The sequence below is a fragment of the Microcystis sp. 0824 genome (assembly GCF_003112475.1).
Lineage (GTDB): Bacteria > Cyanobacteriota > Cyanobacteriia > Cyanobacteriales > Microcystaceae > Microcystis > Microcystis aeruginosa_C.
The window spans coordinates 96,405-118,388 of record NZ_BDSM01000004.1; the positions used below are offsets into that span (position 1 = coordinate 96,405).

The 21,984-nt window shown below is 43.0% G+C and carries 17 protein-coding genes and 1 pseudogene; 9 read left to right on the forward strand and 9 right to left on the reverse strand.

The window, feature by feature from the left end; genetic code table 11:
* Nucleotides 1-59: 59 nt before the first annotated feature.
* Nucleotides 60-1,187, reverse strand: coding sequence for an ABC transporter permease (locus N0824_RS01860; RefSeq protein ID WP_108935484.1), 1,128 nt, complete (start codon nucleotides 1,185-1,187; stop codon nucleotides 60-62).
* Nucleotides 1,188-1,271: 84 nt separating this feature from the next.
* On the opposite strand from N0824_RS01860, the gene N0824_RS01865 reads away from it, so the two are divergent.
* A complete protein-coding gene (locus N0824_RS01865) occupies nucleotides 1,272-2,201 on the forward strand; it encodes a 2OG-Fe(II) oxygenase (protein WP_108935485.1) in 930 nt (309 codons plus the stop codon).
* A gap of 74 nt (nucleotides 2,202-2,275) precedes the next feature.
* On the opposite strand, the gene N0824_RS01870 is transcribed toward N0824_RS01865, so the two are convergent.
* Nucleotides 2,276-4,474, reverse strand: a complete 2,199-nt coding sequence (locus N0824_RS01870; protein ID WP_108935486.1) for a transketolase — start codon at nucleotides 4,472-4,474, stop codon at nucleotides 2,276-2,278.
* Nucleotides 4,475-4,604: 130 nt separating this feature from the next.
* On the opposite strand from N0824_RS01870, the gene N0824_RS01875 reads away from it, so the two are divergent.
* The 3 genes from N0824_RS01875 (at nucleotide 4,605) to N0824_RS01885 (ending at nucleotide 8,108) form a co-directional block, all read left to right on the forward strand.
* The gene (locus N0824_RS01875; RefSeq protein WP_108935487.1) at nucleotides 4,605-6,104 is read left to right on the forward strand and encodes an SLBB domain-containing protein; all 1,500 of its coding nucleotides are present in this window, start codon (nucleotides 4,605-4,607) and stop codon (nucleotides 6,102-6,104) included.
* Nucleotides 6,105-6,462: 358 nt separating this feature from the next.
* Nucleotides 6,463-7,422, forward strand: coding sequence for an aldo/keto reductase (locus N0824_RS01880; protein WP_108935488.1), 960 nt, complete (start codon nucleotides 6,463-6,465; stop codon nucleotides 7,420-7,422).
* 110 nt (nucleotides 7,423-7,532) lie between these two features.
* Nucleotides 7,533-8,108: a hypothetical protein gene (locus N0824_RS01885; RefSeq protein ID WP_108935489.1), complete on the forward strand. Its 576-nt coding sequence runs from the start codon at nucleotides 7,533-7,535 to the stop codon at nucleotides 8,106-8,108.
* On the opposite strand, the gene N0824_RS01890 is transcribed toward N0824_RS01885, so the two are convergent.
* Nucleotides 8,091-9,734: a CocE/NonD family hydrolase gene (locus N0824_RS01890; RefSeq protein ID WP_108935490.1), complete on the reverse strand. Its 1,644-nt coding sequence runs from the start codon at nucleotides 9,732-9,734 to the stop codon at nucleotides 8,091-8,093. The two genes, N0824_RS01885 and N0824_RS01890, sit on opposite strands and share 18 nt — an antisense overlap.
* 135 nt (nucleotides 9,735-9,869) lie before the next feature.
* On the opposite strand from N0824_RS01890, the gene N0824_RS01895 reads away from it, so the two are divergent.
* On the forward strand, nucleotides 9,870-11,564 hold the full coding sequence (locus N0824_RS01895; RefSeq protein ID WP_108935491.1) for an ABC-F family ATP-binding cassette domain-containing protein: 1,695 nt from the start codon (nucleotides 9,870-9,872) through the stop codon (nucleotides 11,562-11,564).
* A 49-nt stretch (nucleotides 11,565-11,613) separates the two neighbouring features.
* Complete coding sequence (locus N0824_RS01900) at nucleotides 11,614-12,069, forward strand: peroxiredoxin (RefSeq protein WP_108935492.1); 456 nt, start codon at nucleotides 11,614-11,616, stop codon at nucleotides 12,067-12,069.
* A gap of 208 nt (nucleotides 12,070-12,277) precedes the next feature.
* Here N0824_RS01900 and N0824_RS01905 read toward each other — a convergent pair whose 3' ends face one another.
* The 4 genes and pseudogenes from N0824_RS01905 to der all read right to left on the reverse strand — a co-directional run bounded on the left by N0824_RS01905 (nucleotide 12,278) and on the right by der (nucleotide 16,794).
* A complete protein-coding gene (locus N0824_RS01905; protein WP_108935493.1) occupies nucleotides 12,278-13,417 on the reverse strand; it encodes an ATP-binding protein in 1,140 nt (379 codons plus the stop codon).
* A gap of 772 nt (nucleotides 13,418-14,189) precedes the next feature.
* Nucleotides 14,190-14,273: pseudogene (locus N0824_RS21685) on the reverse strand (RNA polymerase sigma factor SigF); the annotation flags it as partial.
* 283 nt (nucleotides 14,274-14,556) lie between these two features.
* Nucleotides 14,557-15,432: an energy-coupling factor transporter transmembrane protein EcfT gene (locus N0824_RS01920; protein ID WP_046661350.1), complete on the reverse strand. Its 876-nt coding sequence runs from the start codon at nucleotides 15,430-15,432 to the stop codon at nucleotides 14,557-14,559.
* Between the two features lie 3 nt (nucleotides 15,433-15,435).
* The gene (gene der, locus N0824_RS01925) at nucleotides 15,436-16,794 is read right to left on the reverse strand and encodes a ribosome biogenesis GTPase Der (protein ID WP_108935495.1); all 1,359 of its coding nucleotides are present in this window, start codon (nucleotides 16,792-16,794) and stop codon (nucleotides 15,436-15,438) included.
* A gap of 152 nt (nucleotides 16,795-16,946) precedes the next feature.
* On the opposite strand from der, the gene N0824_RS01930 reads away from it, so the two are divergent.
* Together N0824_RS01930 and N0824_RS01935 are read left to right on the forward strand one after the other, a co-directional pair.
* The gene (locus N0824_RS01930; protein ID WP_002794404.1) at nucleotides 16,947-17,198 is read left to right on the forward strand and encodes a helix-turn-helix domain-containing protein; all 252 of its coding nucleotides are present in this window, start codon (nucleotides 16,947-16,949) and stop codon (nucleotides 17,196-17,198) included.
* Nucleotides 17,176-17,913, forward strand: coding sequence for a hypothetical protein (locus N0824_RS01935; RefSeq protein ID WP_002794405.1), 738 nt, complete (start codon nucleotides 17,176-17,178; stop codon nucleotides 17,911-17,913). The genes N0824_RS01930 and N0824_RS01935 overlap by 23 nt, the downstream gene beginning before the upstream one ends.
* Here N0824_RS01935 and N0824_RS01940 read toward each other — a convergent pair.
* Nucleotides 17,888-19,033 carry a DNA cytosine methyltransferase gene (locus tag N0824_RS01940; protein ID WP_002794406.1) on the reverse strand — a complete coding sequence of 382 codons (1,146 nt, stop codon included), beginning with the start codon at nucleotides 19,031-19,033 and terminating at the stop codon, nucleotides 17,888-17,890. The two genes, N0824_RS01935 and N0824_RS01940, sit on opposite strands and share 26 nt — an antisense overlap.
* 270 nt (nucleotides 19,034-19,303) lie before the next feature.
* Here N0824_RS01940 and N0824_RS01945 point away from each other — a divergent pair, with 270 nt between their 5' ends.
* Nucleotides 19,304-19,774 (forward strand): DUF4079 domain-containing protein, encoded by a 471-nt coding sequence (locus N0824_RS01945; RefSeq protein WP_108935496.1) that lies wholly within the window; start codon nucleotides 19,304-19,306, stop codon nucleotides 19,772-19,774.
* Between the two features lie 341 nt (nucleotides 19,775-20,115).
* On the opposite strand, the gene mutL is transcribed toward N0824_RS01945, so the two are convergent.
* The gene (gene mutL / locus N0824_RS01950) at nucleotides 20,116-21,768 is read right to left on the reverse strand and encodes a DNA mismatch repair endonuclease MutL (RefSeq protein ID WP_108935497.1); all 1,653 of its coding nucleotides are present in this window, start codon (nucleotides 21,766-21,768) and stop codon (nucleotides 20,116-20,118) included.
* Between the last annotated feature and the right edge of the window lie 216 nt (nucleotides 21,769-21,984).

Here is a 21,984-nt window from a genome sequence, read left to right on the forward strand (position 1 = left end):
TAAATAAAAATAATCTCCTGACTCATGCCGACCGCCTCCTGACTGTTAAAATAACTAAATTATCTCTCTAAATTGCGAGGATCTAGGGCATCGCGTAAACCATCACCGAGTAAATTAAAAGCTAAAACGGTGAGAATAATTAACAAAGCAGCTGGCCAAATTAACCAGGGTTGTAGAACAATAATTGAGGCATTGGTAGCCAAAGAAAGCATATTTCCCCAACTAGGATCCGGTTGTTGAATTCCCAAACCAATTAAACTTAAAACCGATTCGGCCACGATAAATCCCGGCACGGCTAACGTAGCAGAAATAATGATATAACTGGCAGTTTGGGGCAGCACATGACGCAGAATAATATAAAGGGGTTTTGCTCCCATAGCTTTGGCGGCCTGAATAAATTCCTGTTCTTTCAGGGATAAAACTTGACCGCGAATTACCCGCGCTAATCCCGACCAACTGATAAAAGAAGTAATCAGGACGATTAATAAAAAGCGCTGGGTGCTGGTTAATCCTGCGGGTAAAACGGCCGCTAGGGCCACGAGTAAATATATGCCGGGGATAGTCATTAAAACTTCCACAAAACGCATTAAAATCGCATCTAACCAACCGCCAAAATAGCCAGAAACGCCACCGACAAATAAACCGATAGGGAAAGAAATTAAAATCCCGACCAAACCGATAAATAAACTAATTCTGCCTCCGAAAATCAGGCGACTAAAACTATCGCGTCCCGATTCGTCAGTTCCCAATATATTGATTCTACCATCGCCGATCACCCCGAACAGATGGAGATCAAGAGGGATACCGGGGAATAAAGTTACTTCCTCCCATTTTGGCGGCAAAGGTAGGCGAATTTGACCGAAATTATAGGTTTCACCCTGAACAAAGAGACTCAGCGGCAAGGGGTTGTTAAAATCTCTCATTAGCTTCCGCTCACCAGTTTCTATATTAATAGCACTTTGAGTGGTGGGATAGACGTGGGGGCCAATCCACTCACCCTTATTACTTCCCGACTGCGAGCGCCAAAAGATTTCGGTGGGGGGTAGGAGAGACTGACCGGGTTGGGAGGAGTAGGGAGAGTAGGGAGCGACAAAATCCGCCGCCATTACGCTTAAATAGAAGATTAACAGTAAAACTGCTCCCCAACGAGCGAGAGGATTATCTTTGAGTTTGTGCCACCAGTCCATAGGCGATGAGGTCAATAGGAGAGTTAATCTTTATTTTGTCAGTTTGATTGCTACAATTCATCATACCAACAAAAAAGCTGTCTAATGTTTATTAATCCCCTTGTTTATGAGAAATCTCCTGTCTATCGTCAAGATTTTGAGACAGCGCAACCGTTTAAGCATTTGGTCATCGATAATTTTTTAGTGAGGGAGCAAGCGCAAATTTTGCTGGAAAATTTTCCCAGTTTTAATCCGCAAAAAGCCATTAGTGAGTTAGGAAAAGTTGGCGGGAAGGCAGTTAATGAGGATTTAATCGGTTTAGGGGGTGTTTATCAACAGTTTGGCCGCTACGTTCAAGCTCAAGAGTTTTTAGAGTTAATTTCCCAATTAACTGGTATCGATAATTTAATTCCAGACCCTAGTTTTTATGGGGGTGGAACCCACGAAAATTTACACGGTCAAGAATTAGACCCTCACATTGATTTTAACCTCGATGAGCGTCACTGGTATCATCGCCGCTTGAATTTATTAATCTATTTAAATCCCCAATGGCAAGCAGATTGGGGGGGGAATCTAGAGTTACATTCCAATCCCCGTCAACCAGAAGAAAATAGGATTAAATCTTTTGTACCTATCTTTAATCGTTGTCTTATTTTTGAAACCAATGAACATTCATGGCATGGATTTTCTCAGATTAATTTACCAGAAAATCAACGGCATTTATCCCGGAAATCTCTTTCTATCTATCTCTATACCAAAGAACGTCCTATCGAAGAATTATCACCATCTCATACAACTTTTTACATCCCGCGCCCGCTGCCAGAAAATATTCAACCCCATCAAGTTTTAAGCTCGGAAGATTACCAACAAATTAAAATTTTACTGAAAAGACGGGATGATTTAATTCGTTTTTATCAAGATAGAGAACTGAAAGAATCTCAGGATTTAGTTAGTTTAAAATCCCATATTAAGCGCTATCTATCTCTCCAATACCCTCGCCTATGGAAAATTATTAAAAGTTTACCTCGTTGGTAAAAGTGACCTGAGAAAAAAATCCCTACTTTCCAATCAGAGAGAGTAGGGAATAATCAAAAAAACTAACTGGGAACTTAACCTAATAACTGGGTAGCACGCGCAGTTAAAGCATTGGCAGTTAAGCCATTATAGGCCATAATTTCCCCAGCACTGGCGGTGGTTTCTCCCCGTTTCCAAGCGAAGACATCCCGACGCGCATTACTGCGTAACATAATCGGTTCTAACATGGCGCTTGTACCACCGGTTACTCCGATTAAAGCATCACCGGCAAAGAGACTGTCAAAACCAGCATCATCAAGGAAATTATTATCAGCTTCCGAGCTAGTTTCACTCATCACATCGCTAGGACGGTAGAGACGACGGGGATTAATTACCGAGACGATTTTTACCCCGATTCCCGCCGCTTCTAACTGTTGTGCAGACTCAAAGACGGGTAATAAAGTCATATCACCAATGACGGCAAAAACGACTTTTTTGCTGCCTTCCGATTCGTGGAGAATTACGCCGCCTTTTTCCAAAGCTTGACGAGTTTGCTCAAAGGTGGTTCGCACCGGTAAAGGCGATTTACTAGCGGTGATTGTAATGCCTTTATTGCTGGTTCCTAACGCCCATTCATAACAGACTTGAATACTGTTAGCATCGCAGGGAAAGAGAGGAAAAATATTACCATTTCGCATCATAGCGGCGAAATAATTTTCAATCTCTGGGCGTTGGTGTGTCCAACCATTACGCCCTTGCTCTAAGGCTCCGGCGGTGAATAAAGTAATAGTAGAAGGGGTGGGACGACGTAACTCGGCCATCGCTTGGGTTACAGTCTGCCAAATCGGTAAACCATTGATAGCAAAAGACTCGTAGGAACACCATAAAGTCCGCCCTCCCAAGAGAGATAAACCGACGGCTAACCCAGCACAGGCATCCTCGCTTAAAGGCTCATAAACTTGACCGTTAGGTGCTTGGAAATAGGCATCATCGGTGGTGGGGTGAATAATCTTTAAACCGACGTTAATATTATTAATTCCCGAAGCGGCATTACCATCAGCATTAGTGACAACAAAATTGGGGTCAGCTTTACCCACAGCTACCACTAATTCCCCCATGGCAGTGGTGGCCACTTTTTTATCACCACCCACAGTATATTCGGTCATCGGTAAGGTTCCTAAATCCGGCAGCGGGAAGACTTTTTCCGTTACCACTGTTTCCACTGCCGGACCGCCTCCAGAGCGATCAAAATTAGTACGAACAATTGCCCAAGCTTCAGGGGGTAAAGCGCGTTCCTGTAAGGCAGTAACGATATAATCTTTTTCTAAAGAATCTCCTGGATAAAGATTATGGGAAGCCGCTCCCCGTTTGTGAACTCCCGCCCCTTTAAGTTGTTTAATAATGATCACCGTTAGGTTACCACCTAGAGCCAATTGGGTGGCTTTATCCGTGGCCATTAACACCGCTTTCATGAACTCCAGACGCTGGTTAAAAGAGAATTTGGTGCTATCTACATATTCCCCTTTTTGATTAGCATCATCGAAGTCTTTAGCATTAATGAGAATCACTTCCTCGAAACCATTACCGCGCCAATAGGCTTCCATTTCGGCGTTAGTTTTCAGGGAAACCATGCTATGGTGTTCTTGGGAATAGCCATTCCAGACTAAAATCGGCAGAAAATTGGTAATTTCTGGATAAGCAGTGTGAAAATGACCAAAACTACTCATAATGTAGGGTTCTCCTAAACCACCATCCCCGATAGTCACAGGGAAAAGGGTATTAGGGTGTAATTTGGCCGCCGCCATGGCGAAATGTTGTCCTTGGCCCAGAGGACCGGCCGGCCCAAGAAGTCCGGGGATTTGTCCAGAAAGATGCCCTAAAAGTCCGTGTTTTTCCCGAAAACGTTCTCCCAATTCCCTGACGTTGCTGATGCCCATGGCTTCGAGAGAGCGATCGAGAAAGACGTTACTATAAAAACCGGGGGCATGATGGCCCACTTCGGTGAAGATATTTTTCTGGCCTAACATCATCAAAGAGGCAATCACATCGGCAGCGCTGGCAAAACCGCCGGGGTGTCCCGATTCTTTGGTAGCGGTGATTTGTAGGGTGAGGTAACGCAAAGCATCGGCGGCTAGGAGGGTTTGATAGATAGCATTTGGGTCATTAGCGGCAATAATAGCGGTTTTTCCCTCAGCGATAGCGGCTTTTCCTGCATATTTATCAAATTCGGGTAAGGAAGCCCCAAAATATTTTATCCCTTGACAAAAATCGGGAATTGTGCTAGTAGCTGTCATAAAATTAATATACCCCTTTACATACAGGCAATCGTTAAAACCATCTTACAGTTAGCGGTAACTCTCGATAGATACGATATTACAAGGGGTTTCCATAGGCGATCGACTATTTGTGCTACACTGATCGCCAATGTCAACGATAAAATTAGTCCTATTGATAATGTTAAATAGCAGCCAATTACAGGATTTAATCAGCAAATCACTGCGTTATCTATTAATTATCGGCACTATTGCCCCCCTAACTTCCTTAGAAGCCCGCCCAGTCCAAGCCACTCCTCCGAGCAGTGCTGCCCCCCCTAAAGAAGCGATTGCTCCTATTGTCGCAGAAAGCAAAGAGTACACCCTAGGAGAAGGGGATAAAGTGCGCGTCACCATCTACCAAGTGGCGGATTTAAGCGGCGATTTCCTCGTTTTAGCCGATGGAACCCTAACTTTACCTCTGATTGGTAGCGTCAAAGTGGAAGGAATGACCGTCACCGAAGCCGGCCAAACCCTCGCCAAACGTTACACCACCTATCTCAAGCGTCCCGTGGTTACTGTTAGCGTTCTCACCCCCCGGCCCCTGCAAATCGCCATCGCGGGGGAAGTCAATCGTCCGGGGACCTATACAATTAACCCCGAACAAAGCCAAAAAACGCCCCTATTGACCGAAATAATCCGGCAAGCGGGGGGAGTGACTACGGTGGCCGATATTGGTCAAGTTCAAATCCGACGCAACCTCAAGGGACAAGAACAGCTAATACAAGCCAATCTCTGGCAATTAATCCAAAAAGGCGATACAACCCAGGATATTAGCCTTAGAGATGGCGATAGCATCGTTATTCCCACTAAAACGACCCTTAGCGTCGGGGAAGTCAATCAATTGGCCGATGCCAATTTTGGACTAGATAGCGATCGAGAAATTAATGTTACTGTGGTGGGAGAAGTTTATCGTCCGGGGTCCCATCGTATTGTCCCCACTGCCAATAATAACAATAACAATAATAATGACCAAGATCGCGGCGGCACCAGGAAACCGGCCCGACTAACCCAAGCTATCCAACAAGCGGGAGGCATCAAACCCCTCGCCGATATCCGACAGGTGCAAGTGCTGCGTTATACTCGTGACGGTTCCCAGCAGAAAATCCCGGTAGATCTGTGGAGTTTGCTCGATAAAGGTGATATGACCGGCGATATCTTTCTTCAAGAAGGGGATACGGTAATTATCCCCACCGCGACTGAAATCTCGGCCAAGGAATCAGAAACCCTAGCATCGGCCAGTTTTGCCCCTAAAACCATTAACGTGAAAGTGGTCGGGGAGGTGAAAAAACCGGGGATAATTGAAGTTCCTCCCAATACCCCTCTCAATCAGGCAATTTTAACCGCAGGAGACTTTGATAAGCGTCGGGCCAATCAGTCCACAGTGGAATTAATTCGTCTCAATCCTAACGGAACCGTCACCAAAACCTCAATTAACATCGATTTTTCCCAAGGTATCAACGAGAAAACTAACCCGATTCTCCGCAATAATGATGTGGTTGTGGTTCATCGTAGCAATCTGGCCTCTGCCACCGACACCCTCGGCACGGTTTTAAGTCCCTTTACCGGTCTGACAGGCCTCTTCAACGGATTTTTAAATCTTTTCCGTTAAAAAAGTTAACTTTAACCCGATGTCATTAGCTAAGTAATCGAGCTAATAATAGATATAGAAACGGCGAAAAGTCGTGAGCGGTCACGGCTTTTCTGCTCGATAGACTCAGGAAAGAAAACTATGATTTTTCTCCTTACTCTAGCCCTAATCTCCCTGTCGATTAGCTACAATGTTCACGGCGAAATAATTAGCCTCAGTACCCGCTTATTGGGTCTTTTTTGTGGCTTATTAAGTTTGTTCTTTACACCCCTACTGGTAAAAGTTTTTATTCTTGTCACCTTAGTCCTCTTTAGCTGAGATTTTCAGCCCTAAACTCGACTAAAACCCCGAGCATACCTCACCTATCAAAAAAACTGTTATGCAAAAACGCTATCTCGGTCAGACAAATATAGAAATTACTCCCCTTCTCGTGGGTACTTGGCAAGCAGGAAAAAGGATGTGGGCAGGTATTGAAGATGAGGAAAGCATTAAAGCCATTCGTGCCGCTTTTGAGGCAGGAATTACCACTATAGATACAGCCGAAATCTACGGGGAAGGTCACTCAGAATTGATTGTCGCTCAAGCTTTGGCCGATGTGCGAGAACGGGTAATTTATGCCACCAAAGTCTTTGCTAATCACCTCAAATATGAGCAAGTTATCGCCGCTTGTCATCGCTCTTTAAAAAACCTCCAAACCGATTATATAGATCTTTACCAAATTCATTGGCCTAGTGGCTCATGGAACACGGAAATAGTGCCTATTTCTGAAACTATGGCCGCTCTTAATTATCTAAAAGCAGAGGGAAAAATTCGCGCTATTGGGGTTTCCAATTTCTCCCGCTCTCAACTGGAAGAAGCTGGTCAATACGGCAGAATTGAGAGTATTCAACCTCCCTATTCTCTCTTTTGGCGCTCGGTAGAAAAGGAAATTATGCCCTATTGTATAGAAAATAATATTTCTATTTTGGCCTATTCTCCCCTTGCCCAAGGTTTATTAACAGGAAAATTTAGAAATGGTTATCAGTTGGCATCCGAGGATCATAGAATTAAAAATAAACTCTTTCATGGCGAAAACTTTCAGAGAGTACAAGCGGCTTTAAATCAATTAGAACCGATTGCTAACCGCTATAATTGTTCCCTAGCTCAATTATCTCTTGCTTGGTTAATTAAACAACCCCAAACTAATGCAATAGCTGGGGTAAGAAATGCCGCTCAAGCAGTTAATAACGCTCAAGCAATGACAATTAATTTAACCCCAGAAGACCTAAAATTAATTGATAATATTGGTAAACAGGTAACTGATTTCCTAGATGATAATCCTGTGCTGTGGAATTTCTAAAAATTATGCAGCAGTTATCCTAAGGGTGAAGATAGAAGTTTTGGTTACTTCTCAGGAAAAAGCCTGTATAATAATAGCTATAGTCCGATTCTTACCGCAGGATTATAGCTATGGCTAAATCGAAAAAACACAATCTGCAATGGATCAAAGAAACCCTCGACTTAAATCCAGATCATAACTGGAAATCTAGTCCGGGTAACAGTATTTTTGTAGCTGGTCGCGGTGCAGTGCGCTTTGAAGTTCCTCAGGATTGGCATTTTGAACCCGATGATAATTCCTTTCGTTTTTTAGATAGAAAACCCCCCGATGATGATTGTCGTTTAGAGGTTTCCTATAATTTACTTCCCCCCGGAGATTGGAAAGAATTACCCCTAAAAGGAATGGTCAAAAAATTAGCTCGCGAAGATAGCCGCAATCCTCACGAAATTGGCGAAGTTATCCAAGAAAAACGCCAAACTGTCCGCATTGTTTGGGTGGAAATTCAATTCATCGATCCCCAAGAAAATCGGCCAGCTTATTCGCGCATTGCTGTGGGTATTGGTTCTGGGGTTCAATGTTTAATTACTATGGATTATTGGGTCAATGATGCGGAAAAATTCACCCCCGTCTGGGATACGGTTATCTCCTCCCTGGTGTTAGGTTTATATATTCGCGATCCTCGCAGCGGTTTAGCTTTCCCCGACTAAAGGTAATAGCAATTTTGCAGGAAAATTTCCTTGACAAAAAACCTTAATTGTGATAATAGAAAAATTGATCGCTCGACTCTGGTGGGGATAGCTGCCGGTCCCCGCATTGACGGGATGTGCAGGAAAGCAAGAGGCACTGAGACTCAAACGCAAGCTATGACCTTGAGGAATAGTGATAAAAGTGGCCTGCATGGCCATATTTAGGGATGATTCGGGATTATTTACCCGTTTATAACCCTGAGTGATATTAAAAACTCGACCATCGGGGGTAACTTGAGAAACCACCGCGCAGATATCGAAACTAACCGCGTCTGCTTGACAATAACAATCCAGACGGGGACTACCCAAAATCGTTAAATCCTTCTCTAGGGGGGGAGAAGTGTAGGTAATCACATCACTGCGACAGTCTAGCATGGTGCGGTCGAATATTCCCCCCGGTAGGGCGCTATGACCTCCTAAAGATGGGACCGGTCGCCAAGGATCGTGAACGATGGTATCCTCGATCGCAGGTTCTAACAAAATCGCGCTTAATTTCCCCTCATCCTCGCGCAGATTGGCTAAACCCTGACTAGCAAGATAATAAATTTGCTGATTTTCTCCTGGAAACTTCTCCAGATATCGCCATTGATTAGATCCCATTTGAAATAGATACACGGAAGGATTTTTAAATAACTCCGTTTCCTGACCTTTTAAGAAATAATCAAACCATTGCAGCTGCATTTTATCCACAGGACTAATTGCCTCTTGACCATAATCTATCTCTCCTACTTTTCTCCCCCAGGGTAGATGAGTCCAAGGACCAATAATTAGCCGTTGGGGATAAATAGAACGACTTTGCATTTCTTGGTATAAACTCAAAGTTCCCCGGAGATGAGGATCGAACCAACCCCCGATATGTAACATCGGTAAATCGATATTTTTTAAAAGGTTTTGCGGTGATAATTTTTGCCAATAGTCATCGGGAAGATAACGAGTAATCCAATCGTGATAAAAGGAATCGGCGGCTAAATCTTGTAGAATTTGGGGAGAGGCTGCAATAGGATCAAAAAGGGGTAAATTTCGGGAAGCTACCCAGAGTTTTTGATAGGCTATTTCGTCCCCTTTTAATCTAGCTGTTTCCGCCGCTAATTGTATTGCCCAAGCGAGATTATATTGTAAATTAAATGCTTCATTTTCATAGGCCCAATCTCGATATAAATCATGAGCAATCATCGCCGGACAAATAGTTTTTAAAGCGCTATGACCATTGGCAGCGGCATATAATTGGGTCATTCCCTGATAGGAAAAACCATACATTCCCACCACACCCGTATTATTAGGAATAGTTAAAACCCATTCAATGGTTTCTAATCCGTCCCTAATTTCATGGGCAAATAAATTAAAATTTCCCGTCGAGTTTCCCCGGCCCCGGACATCCTGAATTACTACAATATAACCCTGACGTGCATACCAGCTAGGATGGGCATAAACCACCGTAGAAGCGATCGCTTTTCCGTAGGGTTGTCGCATTAGTAAAATGGGCAAAGATTCCCTACTATCGGGACGATAAATATCGGCAGCTAAACTAATTCCATCTCTGGTGATTAAACTAGCCGTTTCTTTTTTTATGGGATAGGGATTAAGCATTATTATCTCTTTCAGATCAAAAATACTGTCGGGTGGCTCAATCGAGAAAACTTGACAAAGACCAGATAAAGCTTAACTAAATGTTACAATAAAGGCGGACTGCCTCACCGGCCTAGGACTGGAGAAAAATCAGCGATGCTACGACTAGAGAGAATTAGTAAGATTTACCCGACGGGAGAAGTGTTAAAAGATGTCACTTGGGAAGTAAAAACTGGCGATCGCATCGGGTTGGTGGGAGTCAATGGGGCCGGAAAATCCACCCAACTAAAGATTATTATGGGGGAAGTGGAACCCACCGCCGGAGAGATCATCCGTCCTACCAGTCTCCATATCGGCTATCTTACCCAAGAATTTGAAGTGGATCCCCGTCGGACGGTACGCGAGGAATTTTGGACGGTGTTTCAAGAAGCGAATCAAGTCCACCATCAACTAATAGAAATTCCCCAGCACATGGAAAAAGCCGATCCTGAAGAATTAGATCGCTTAATTCATCAATTGGATCGCTTACAAAGACAATTTGAAGGGTTAGATGGTTACGGATTAGAAGCACGCATCGAGAAAATTTTACCAGAAATGGGCTTTACTATTGATGACGGCGATCGCTTGGTAAGTTCCTTTAGTGGTGGTTGGCAAATGCGGATGAGTTTAGGCAAAATTCTCCTACAAACTCCCGATATTTTACTCCTCGATGAACCCACTAACCATTTAGACTTAGAAACCATTGAATGGTTAGAAAAATTCCTCAAGGATTTAACCACTCCCATGGTCATAGTGTCCCACGACCGGGAATTTCTCGATCGCCTCTGTACCAAAATTGTCGAAACTGAAAGGGGAGTTTCTACCACTTATTTAGGTAATTATTCTGCCTACCTACAGCAAAAATACGAACAACAATCCGCTCAGTTAAGTGCCTACGAACGTCAACAAAAAGAACTAGAAAAACAGCAGGCTTTCGTGGATCGGTTCCGGGCCAGTGCCACCCGTAGCACCCAAGCAAAAAGCCGGGAAAAACAATTAGAAAAGGTAGAAAAAATTGAAGCACCAATCGCCGATGTGCGTACCTTAAAATTCCAGTTTCCTCCAGCAGTGCGTAGTGGTCGAGAAGTGGTAACTATCAAAAATCTTGTTCACATTTACGATGATAAAATTCTCTTTTTGGGAGCAAATCTGGAAATAGAAAGGGGCGATCGAGTAGCGTTTTTAGGTCCGAATGGGGCGGGAAAATCGACGCTTTTACGCTTAATTGTTGGTTTAGAACCACCCACAGAAGGCTCGATCGAAATCGGTAAACATAACGTTATTCCTAGTTATTTTGAGCAGAACCAAGCGGAAGCTTTAGACCTAACTAAAACTGTTTTAAATACCATTCATGATGAAGTTCCCGATTGGAAAGATGTGGAAGTTCGCAGTCTTTTAGGGCGATTTTTATTCAGTGGGGAAACGGTATTAAAAAAAGTAGAATCTTTGAGTGGTGGGGAAAAAGCGCGTCTTGCTTTAGCCAAGATGTTACTTGCTCCCGCTAACTTATTAATTCTCGATGAACCCACCAATCACCTCGATATTCCCGCCAAGGAAATGTTAGAATCGGCTTTAAAAGTTTATGAAGGCACGGTTTTAATTGTTTCCCATGATCGTTATTTTATCTCCCAGGTAGCTAACAAAATTGTCGAGATTCGGGATGGCGAATTAATTGCCTATGCTGGAGATTATCACTATTATCTAGAAAAACTAGACGAAGAAAAACAAAAAGCCGAACAAAAACGCATTGAAGCGGAAAAAGCGGCCAAAGCTGCCGCTAAACGCGCTAAACAAAAGGCCAAAAAAGGTTAGAATGTAAAGTATCAACCTATCCACAATTATCTATCGATTAATTAATCTTATGGCAGCTATAAAAGTAGGCGATCAAGTTCCCAATTTTTCTCTCCCTTCCCAAACAGGGGCAACGGTTAATATCGGCGATTTAATCGGTAAAAAATCCCTAGTAATTTATTTCTATCCCAAAGATGACACTCCGGGTTGTACCGCAGAATCCTGCGCTTTCCGCGATAGTTATGAAGTGTTTACCGATGCGGGTGCGGAAGTTATTGGTATTAGTGCCGATAGTCCCCAATCTCATCAACAATTTGCCCAAAAATATAATCTTCCCTTCACTCTTTTAAGTGATAGCGATAACCGAGTGCGGAAATTATTCGGTGTTCCCTCTACCTTATTCGTCCTCCCCGGACGAGTTACCTATATCATTGATAAAGAGGGAATCGTCAGACATATTTTTGATTCTATGTTAGATTTTAAAGCTCACGTTACCGAATCTTTAAACACGATTAAATCTTTTTAAGTTGATGATTATGAAAGAAATCCCGATCAGATAATTACCTGGAAAGAAATTACAACATCTATCCAGTAATTGTGCTGATTCTGAATTAAAAATACGCCAATTCAAGTCTGAATTGGCACTTTTCCTCTGGTTTTAGCTGAGAGCTTATGGGTCAAAACTCATTTTAAAACAGAGGAGGAAAAACCACGTTTCTCCACTTAGTTGGGGTTTAACTAGGATAATTTTTATGCCAAGTAAAATAAAAAGTTGCCCCTTCACCTGCTTGGGATTCTATCCAAATTCTCCCTCCTTGATTATCAAGAATTTTTTTGACAATTGATAGACCTATCCCTGTATTTTCTTTTTGATCTCGCGAATTTAGTATCTGGAAAACCTGGAAAATTTTTTCTTGATGTTCGGGGGCGATACCCGGCCCATCATCTTTGACGCTAAACTCGTAATAATCACCTCGATCGATAGCTTGAATTTCAACGTGTCCTTGATGGCCCTGATGGTGTTTAATGGCGTTACTAATTAGATTAGAAAATACTTGAGATAACAATAAACGTTTAGTGACAAGAGTTGGTAAAGGTGACTTGACTTCGATAGTAAAATCAGGAGGTACTGCTAAACTTGCGATAATTTCCTCGATTAATTCTGTCAGGTTTACCGTTTCTTCTGGTAGAGAATTTAAACCGATGCGAGAATAGTCTAACAAACCTTCAATCATGGTTTTGAGACGATAAACTCGCCGCTGAAGTAGCCGCAGATTGTGGCGCGTCTCTTCGGTGAGATTTTCTTCTAAGTCTTCTTCTAGCCACTGGGAAAGATTGGCGATCGCTCGTAAAGGTGCTTTCAAATCGTGGGAAACCACATAGGCAAAACTTTCTAATTCTTGGTTTCTTTTGACTAAAAGTTGGCTAATTTTAGTCAAAGTCGCATTCAAAATCTGCATTTGTAGCCCTGTATCTTTAACAGGGATTAAATTAAGGGGAATCGCCACCATTTCCCCTCTTTTTGTAGCTACCAAATCGTAACCCATGATCACGGGAACTATATTACCATCGGGTCTTATATATTCTTTTTTGTAGGGAGTACAAGCGCCCTGGATTAGGTCTGCTAGTTTTTCCCCGTCTAGGGGGGGGTATTCTGGGGCAGTGGTTAGATCCCAATCCCATAGTCCCACATTTGCCACTTCTACAGCTAAAGTCTGCTTTTCTGGGTAGGATTGTAGCTTTTGTAATCCCTCTGCTAACTCCTGATTGTTTTGCCTCATTCGGGCTTCTAATTGCTGATTTACTTTTCGCGGATGCTGTTTAGTCGTGAATGAGGGTGAATAGGCACTATGGCGAATATCTGGATTGATCATAGTTGTTTAGTTGTTAGTTGCTGTAGCTATAGCGGTTATCTTGATGGTTAGGGAGGAAATCTCTAGTTTTGGGGAACGTCGGAACAGTAGCAGTCCTCTGGAGATGATGCCAAATGGGTGCATCGGAGATTTGCAGGAACATCGACAATCAGCAATTATCAGTGACCCTGAAATGATTACAAACACCTCAACAACTGCTTGTAAGCATTTCCCGGAAAAAATAATACAACCGATCTAATTTGGCGTTCGGGGGAGGCACTTCGTCCACGGAGGGGGGGGTTTAGGGGAGGTAGAACCGCCCAAAGGCTTGGATTGAGTGATAAAATTAGAATTAACACCCAATTTTAGCGGGGAGTTTCCCTTTAAAAATCCCAACTTAGTGGATTTACAAAAATTAGATGCGCCTTGCCCAATGCCAAATCCCGTCATACTCCATCCTGATAAGAAACGCTGTAACTTACCTTTATAAATAGTATTTTTGATGTGTTTAAATATCTATCTTTAGTAGGAAATTGCGGCTCTTCTCGACTTTGTGTAATCGTTTTTGCTTAGGGAATCGTGAAATGCTTATCGGGCAATACTTTTAGGACTATTTTGCCGAAGAGACTATCAGTATAGACCTCGTTTTCACAGAGAAACCAGAAGAACCCTTTTCCCTTCGTTGTTATTCTTGAGCCTGTCGGTTTTGAGAATGCCCTAATTTGCAAGGCTAATACCTTTTTTCTTTAGTTGTGACAGACAGTGTACTAGCCTCTACCTTTATCCGATAATATAACTTATTATCCCCTGTTTTTTGGTATTTTTGAAACAGGCTGAGAGTTTTTAGCTGAGGATTTTCTTGATTTAGAATAGACATAGCGTGCTAACAGACTTAAAAAATCATTGGCTGTCAAAGATCACCATTACAATTAGCGATGACAAATCCCGATACAGTCTAGATTAGAGCCGGGAAGCAATCGCCACAATGTAATTTACTCCGACTATGATCATACAGTCTTTATATCAGGACTTGTGTGATTTCAGACAGCAAAGGAAGTATTTCAAGACACAAGTAGGCTAAAACCCAGTCAATCAAGGGCAATGGGAAGTATTTTCAGTGAACAGTGAACAGTAATGAGTGAACTGATAACTGATAACTGCTATAAACCACCCCAAACTAATCGGGCTGCCCAAAAGGGAATTAACAAAAATAAAGCGATAAAATCAGCCCATCTTAACTGTAATTGGTGCCAGCGCACTTGATGCTGATTGGGACTGGTAAAACCGCGAACCTCCATAGCGATCGCTATTTGTTCCGCGCGTAAAAGCAAATTATCTAGTAATTTTTCCACTACTGTTAACCAGACATTTAAACTTCTTTTAATCCCTAATTTTTGCCAATCTATCGCCCTAGTTCGCACTGCCCTGGCTAGATTTTGCACTTCTTCTAAAACCAGAGGAATAAAGCGCAAAGACAGGGTAAGAGTCAGAGAAATTTCCGTCACCGGCACATTAAATCGCCGTAAAGGACTCATTAAATTCTCTAACCCTTCGGTAATTTCTTCCGGGGCCGTCGTCAACAAAAAGAGATTAGTGCTATAAATTAAAGTAAAAACTAACGTACTAATTCTCACTGCTAATTCCAAAGAACGTCGGGTAACAAATAAACGGCCTCTATCCCATAAAACATACTGATAATCACTTGCTGGCGGTAAATTCAGCCCTTCCTCCGGTAAACGCGGCTGAATACTCACCGCTAAACCATCGGGAGTGATAGCAGTAATCAGAAAGACGATAATCGCCAAAAATATCAGCCAGCCCATCTGTTGCCGCCAGACGCGGGGGGGAATAGGTGCAAGCAGGGTTAAAAACATTAACAATCCCACCAAAGCTAAACGCCACCAAGGATTAGCCAATAAAGGTGCTGCTAAAAAAGCCATTAACCAGATAAATTTTACCCGTGCATCCAGTTGATGTAGTCGGGTAATCGGTTGATCGAGATAAAGACCGATGGGCAAACTTCGCAATAAATCCATAAATTAGACCTTGGTGGCTCTATTAACCGTTTTTTCCACTTCTCGCGCCGGTTTGCCGCGCCAGATTAAGCGGATCGGGGTTCCTTTAAAGCCTAACTGTTGCCGGAATTGCCCTTCGATGTAACGGCGATAGTTATCATTAAAGCGCTGGGGATCGTTAACAAAAAGGGCGATCGTGGGGGGTTGACTCGATACTTGCGTGCCATAGTATAGTTTCCCCTGTTTTCCGCCCCTGGTGGTGGGGGGATTGTGCCATTTAACCGCATCTTCGATCACATCGTTGATTACCGAGGTACTGACGCGACGACGGTGAGATTCGGCGGCAATATCGACTAATTCGAGGATTTTAGTGACTCTTTGCCCCGTCATGGCGCTGACAAAGATCATTTCTGCCCAATCCATAAAATACAGCCGATCTTGGAGCATTTTGGTATAAGTATTGATGGTGTAGGTGTCTTTCTCCACCGCATCCCATTTATTGACCACTAGCACCACCGCACGCCCTTCTTCAATGATTCGCCCCGCTAATTTTAAATCCTGTTCGGTGACACCATCTAGCACATCGATGACGAATAGCACCACGTCAGACCGGCGAATTGCCTTAAAAGCACGGTTAATGCTGAAAAATTCGGCTCCATAGTCCACATTCTTCTTACGGCGAATACCGGCGGTGTCAATTAACCGATACACCTGTCCTTCTCGTTCAATTAAAGTATCGATCGAGTCTCTGGTGGTTCCCGAAATCGGACTAACGATCGCCCGTTGCTGTCCGGTTAAAGCATTGAGAAGACTGGATTTACCCACGTTAGGACGACCGATAATTGCCACTTTAATCTCTTCATTTTCGGGAATTTCCGCCCCGGGTGGCAAATATTTAATCAGAGTATCAAGTAGTTCACCTGTACCTGAACCGTGAATGGCCGAGATGGGGAAGGGTTCACCGATGGCTAATTCCCAGAATTCCGTCGCTTGCAGGATACCCTGTTCCACCGATTCACATTTATTAACTGCCAAAAGTATCGGCACATTTTGCTGTCGTAACCAAGCGGCAATTTCTCGATCGCCGGCGGTAATTCCTGCCTGGCCATCGACGACAAAAATCGCCACACTTGCCTCTGCTAGGGCGATTAAAGCCTGTTCGCGGATTAAAGGGAGAAATTCGCTGTCATCGTTAAAAACTAGCCCTCCTGTATCGACAATTTGAAAATCTCGATCGCACCAGAAAGCTGGTTGATAGGTGCGATCTCTGGTAATCCCGGGTTGATCAAAAACGATCGCCTGTTGATCTCCAGCGATACGATTGACGAGGGTAGATTTGCCCACATTGGGACGACCGATAATAGCGACGACAGGCAGTTTCATAAGAGGGGGAGGGGACGGAAATTAAAGACCCAATATTCTATCATAGCGATTTGCGATCGACCTTGGTTGATTTATCTGTTTCTGTTCGGCACTGAGACATTGAATACTTTAGTCTGTAGAACTTTGGTATACAAAAGACTAGAATTCAGGTTATGCAATCTGGTCAACTAGAGCAAATTTTAGGACGAGAGCTACAGCGTTATCGCCAAGAAAAAGGGTGGTCGCAAGAGTATTTGGCGGAAGTAACAGGTCTGCATAGAACTTACATAAGTCAACTAGAGCGAGGATTAAAAAGTCCATCGGTGAGAGTGCTTAGTCATATTACTAATGCTTTAGGTCTGAGGATGAGTGAATTTTTTTCTTCCGTAGAGGAATCCCTAAGTGTTAACGAACGACGAGACTAAAAGACTAAAGCAGGCCATTCTAGCCGCAATTGCCTCACCATTGATTGGCTCGATCGAGGATTATAGCTGGGAAGCAATTTTTCATTATATCAAGAATATTCCTTTATCCGATCCTGCCCTAGGCAGAAGCAAACTACTCTACGATGCAGTGGACAGTAAAACTGCCAGTGGTTGGTCGCTCAAATCTCTACAAATGAATAGTTTAACTACAGATAATACCTTTTTGTTCGTAATTCAACGAGCAGATATTATCAAAAAAGCCATTCAACTTGGGGTTCCCTCTTTGAATCTGCAATCTTCCCCCGTACAACTGGGAACCGCCATTATTCAACACTGGAACGAGAAGATTCACTCCAGTCAAACTGCTCAAAATGTCATCAACAGCTATGAGGGAATATTGCTAAAAAACCGAGAGGGCAATGAATATGTTTACTGTGAATACCCCCTTAATCCTCTTGATCCTAATGTTTTTTCTTGGGCATGGGCAATAGATAAAAAAACTGGAGAAGTAGGGGCAGGTTTACAGGGAAGCATCGCTGGCAAAACTCAGTTAGTTTGGTACAAAAATCAGAAACAGTTGTTTAGAAGCAGAACAATCCCCGCTGCCGCTATTCGTCTGAAAATTGAGAGAACTCGTCTGACAATAGATCGATATGTGGAGACAATTTTTGCAGCGCTACAAACCCAAACTAATACTCAAGATTTTGTCCCATAGAGTCTGCTACCACTTTGCCTAACAGTGGTGGCACAGATTCTCCAATTTGAGAGGCCATATCAGTATAAGTCCCTAAAAAGTGAAAATGATCGGGATAAGAATGTAATCTTGCTGCTTCACGAATTGTGATTGTCCGATTCTGCGTCGGATGAAAAAATCTGCCAGAACCGGGATGAAAAAACCACCTTGTAATTGTTCTTGCTGGTTTATCCCAAGAAAGTCGACCATAGGCCCCGCTATAGTGTTTTTTCGGTGCTAATTCAGCAGGTAAATCTCTCGCATCTTGTCCTTCCGCCAGAATTTGCACTCTTGACATTTGAATTGGTGTTAAAGCACGGGCAATGTGATTAACAATTTTTTGACTTTGCTCACGCATCTTCTGTTGATATATGGTCTCGGGTTCCCTAGTATAAATTTCGTGATCATAAGCTTGTCCTGCTTCTAAAGTAGGTAAATCACTAATGGCATCTTTAACAGTAGTAACTGGGGCAATATTTGGTTCTAGTAAAGTAAGCTGTGTCCAAGATTTTACAGCTTTATAATCACTTCTGATATCACCAGAATGAGTTGCTTGGGGAAGGGATGGTAAACGATCTAGACTAGCTAAAAAAAAGGCTCTTGAGCGAGTTTGTGGCACTCCATAATAAGCGGCGTTTAGGGAAGTAGTAACTACTTGATAACCCCAAGATTCTAAATGTGCTACAATTTCATCTCTGATGATACCGCCATAAGCTTTCAAAATTTCAGGAACATTTTCCATGACTACATGAAGAGGACGAAACTCTTGAACAAATCCTAAGAAAGACTTATATAAATGATTGCGAGAATCATTAAGATAGCGATACCCAGCCGGGATATTTCGTGAAAATCCTTGACAGGGTGGACCCCCGATAAGGGCGGTTAATTCTTCTCTTTGTAAACCTAAGTATAAGCGCAGTTCTGATGGATTAACTTTGCGGATGTCTTCCTGAAAAGTGCGTGTTTTAGGATAATTATGTTGATAGGTTGCTAATGCTTTCGCATTTACATCAATTGCACAGATAGATTCAAAACCAGCTAAATGAAATCCCGTGGTCAATCCACCCGCACCAGAAAATAAGTCGATAATTTGTTGTTTCATGATTGAATACTATCGTATTCGGAGCCTCTTGTCAACTAAATATAATAGCGATAGTAAGCTGTACTGCATTTAAACTGCGTATTAAGTATTTTAGTACAAAAGCTCTAGTTATCTCTCCCTACACCCAACACCCCACACCCCACACCCCCCTCTCCTATAGCTTTTAAACGGAATTTAGTATGACAGGTCCAGTGACCCAGAAAACAGGGAAGCGCGAGCGATTCATGTTAATTTTTATTAAGAAGCGATCTTTGATGAGAACAGACAACTATGAACTTCGAGATTCCCAGTGCCGTAAAAACTTGGTCACAATTTGGCCATCCCATTCTCATGTGGATTTTATTAGGATTAACTATCTATGCCCTCTATTCGGGGCTACAATGGCGACGGACGCGGACAGCAGATAAAGACCTAAAAAAACAATTATTGCCCAAGGATTTTCGCACTAAACACTATCAAATTGGCTCCCTCATCCTCGCTTTAATGGTGTTGGGGACGATCGGGGCTATGGCGGTGACTTATATTAATAACGGTAAATTATTTGTCGGTCCCCATCTGCTGGCCGGTTTAGGGATGGTGGGTTTAATCTCAATCAGCGCCGCTTTAGTACCTTTAATGCAAAAAGGCAATGAATTGGCTAGAATCACCCATATTACCCTTAATGCCGTCATTTTAGGTCTTTTTGGCTGGCAAGCCTTCACAGGAATGGATATAGTCCAGCGTATTCTCAGCAAAATGTAAGAAAACCTAAACAGAGAGGATGCGTCTGATGACGCATCTAACCCTATGGGAGAAGGGAGAGGAGAATAAATAGGGTCTGCTGAAAAAGTTTGCTGGTGGGTGTAGGGTGTAGGGTGTAGGGTTTTACCGATTTTGAGGAGGTCAATTACCTAATTTTCGGGGAAAAAGCACCTGAATTTTCCCCCTGATCACTCCAATGGTCGGCACTTTTTGAGGGAAAAAAGTCTAAAAACCTTATCCAACAAGGTTTTTAGATTTATTCAGCCAACCCTAAATAAAAATAATCTCCTGAATCCTGACTCCTGAATCCTGACTCCTGAATCCTGATAACTGATAACTGATTAAATGCCGTGACTTTTGCCGATTACCCAATGACGACGGAAGAAGCGAGCGAGCGAGGTTTCTTCTAAGGATAAGTAAATCGGTCTTCCGTGGGGACAAGTGCGGGGATTACGAGTATTTTGCCAATCATCGAGTAAATTCTGCATTTCTTCTAAACTTAAAGCTGTACCATTGCGGATCGCACTACGGCAAGCGGTAGCCACCTGAGCGGTTTGTAAATCGCCCCCTAAACTTAATTCTAGTAAAGCATCGGCCCGATCCTCGCGCTCTTTTAGTAGAACAGGAATACTACGAATAGCCCAAGAACGATCGCCAAAACTAGCAACTTCTAATCCTAAACGTTGTAATTGTTCGACTTGTCGAGTAGTTAACTGATTTAAGATGATCGGAGTATCTAACGGCACGATTTCCCAGTTATCCTCTAAACGTTCGTACAAAACCCGCTCATGGGCAATATGTTGTTCCACTAACCATAATCCGTTAGGATGTTCGGCAACTATATAAGTTTGGTGAATTTGGGCTAATGCCTTTAATTCCAGCCCATTTTTCCCGGATTTTTCCCCTATTGTATAGGTGCTTTTTTCTTCGGCAGCCTTGAGAATTTGACTGACGCGCTGATTTTGCGCTTTTTCGGGTATATGTTCGGGATTTAGTCCTAAAGCCTTGTCTATGGCTGAAATTATCTGTTCTTGCCAAAAAATGAGGTTATGCAGGTATATTTCCGCTTTGGCTGGGTGACGATTCCAATCGATCGAACGGGGGTTAAGATGTAGATGGAGAAAACAAACGGGATAGCGATCTTTAGGGACTGTGCGAGCGAAAGCTTTAAATATTGCCTGTTCTAACTCCGATGAGCGCACCATTCGCCCATTAACAGCAATTTTAACCCAATCCGGTTGATGGCGAGAAATGCGATCGGGCAAACCGATGACTAATTCAATTTGAGCCAATTCTGCGTCAGGAGTCGTTAAGTCAAGTTTTAGGGATGCTAAATCGTTAAAATGCAGAGATTTAACTAATTGCGGTAATATTTGACTGGCATCCTTACCCGGACTGATGCGTAACCAATCTTGATGATCTTGGAAAACCTGCCAAGTAATTTGGGGATGACAGAGAGCAAAATTATGAATTAAAGTCTGTATATCCTTTAATTGTTTGTTAATTGACGGTAAAGCTTGACGACGGACGGGAAAGTTACCAAAGAGATGCTCTACCGTGACGATAGTGCCGATAGCGATAGGAATCGTTTCTAAATTATCCGGCTCGCCCCGGTGATTGTAAAGACAATAACAACCTAAATCATCGTCATGACGACTGGCAACCCGCAGACGCGCCACCTGTGCGATACTGTGCAAAGCTTCACCACGGAATCCGAGACTGGTAATCTGCCAAAGATCGTCCCGTTGGCGGATTTTGCTGGTACTGTGGGCATAGCTACACAGTTGCAAATCTTCTCTAGACATTCCTCTACCGTTATCCGATACTTGTATTCGCCAATTTTGGGGAGATATATCGATGGTAATCCTATCTGCCCCCGCATCAACGGCATTTTCGACTAATTCCCGCACCACAGCACCTAAAGAGTCGATTACCTCTCCTGCGGCAATTAAATCGATTACGTCTTGGGGTAAAACTTGTATGGGTAAGGTCATCAATTAATGGTTTTAGCCAAGGGCAAACTCGATATATTGTCGCACAGGGGGTGCATGATCAAGGATTCCCCTCCCTAGCAATTTATCGGCGATCGCTGCTTCCTTGCCATCCCGCTGCACTGATCAAATATAGCGATAGTCCTGGAGCAAGTCCAATGAGTATGGGCTACATATCAGGAGATGCACTCCTGCAAGGGGAGTGACTCTTAAATTATA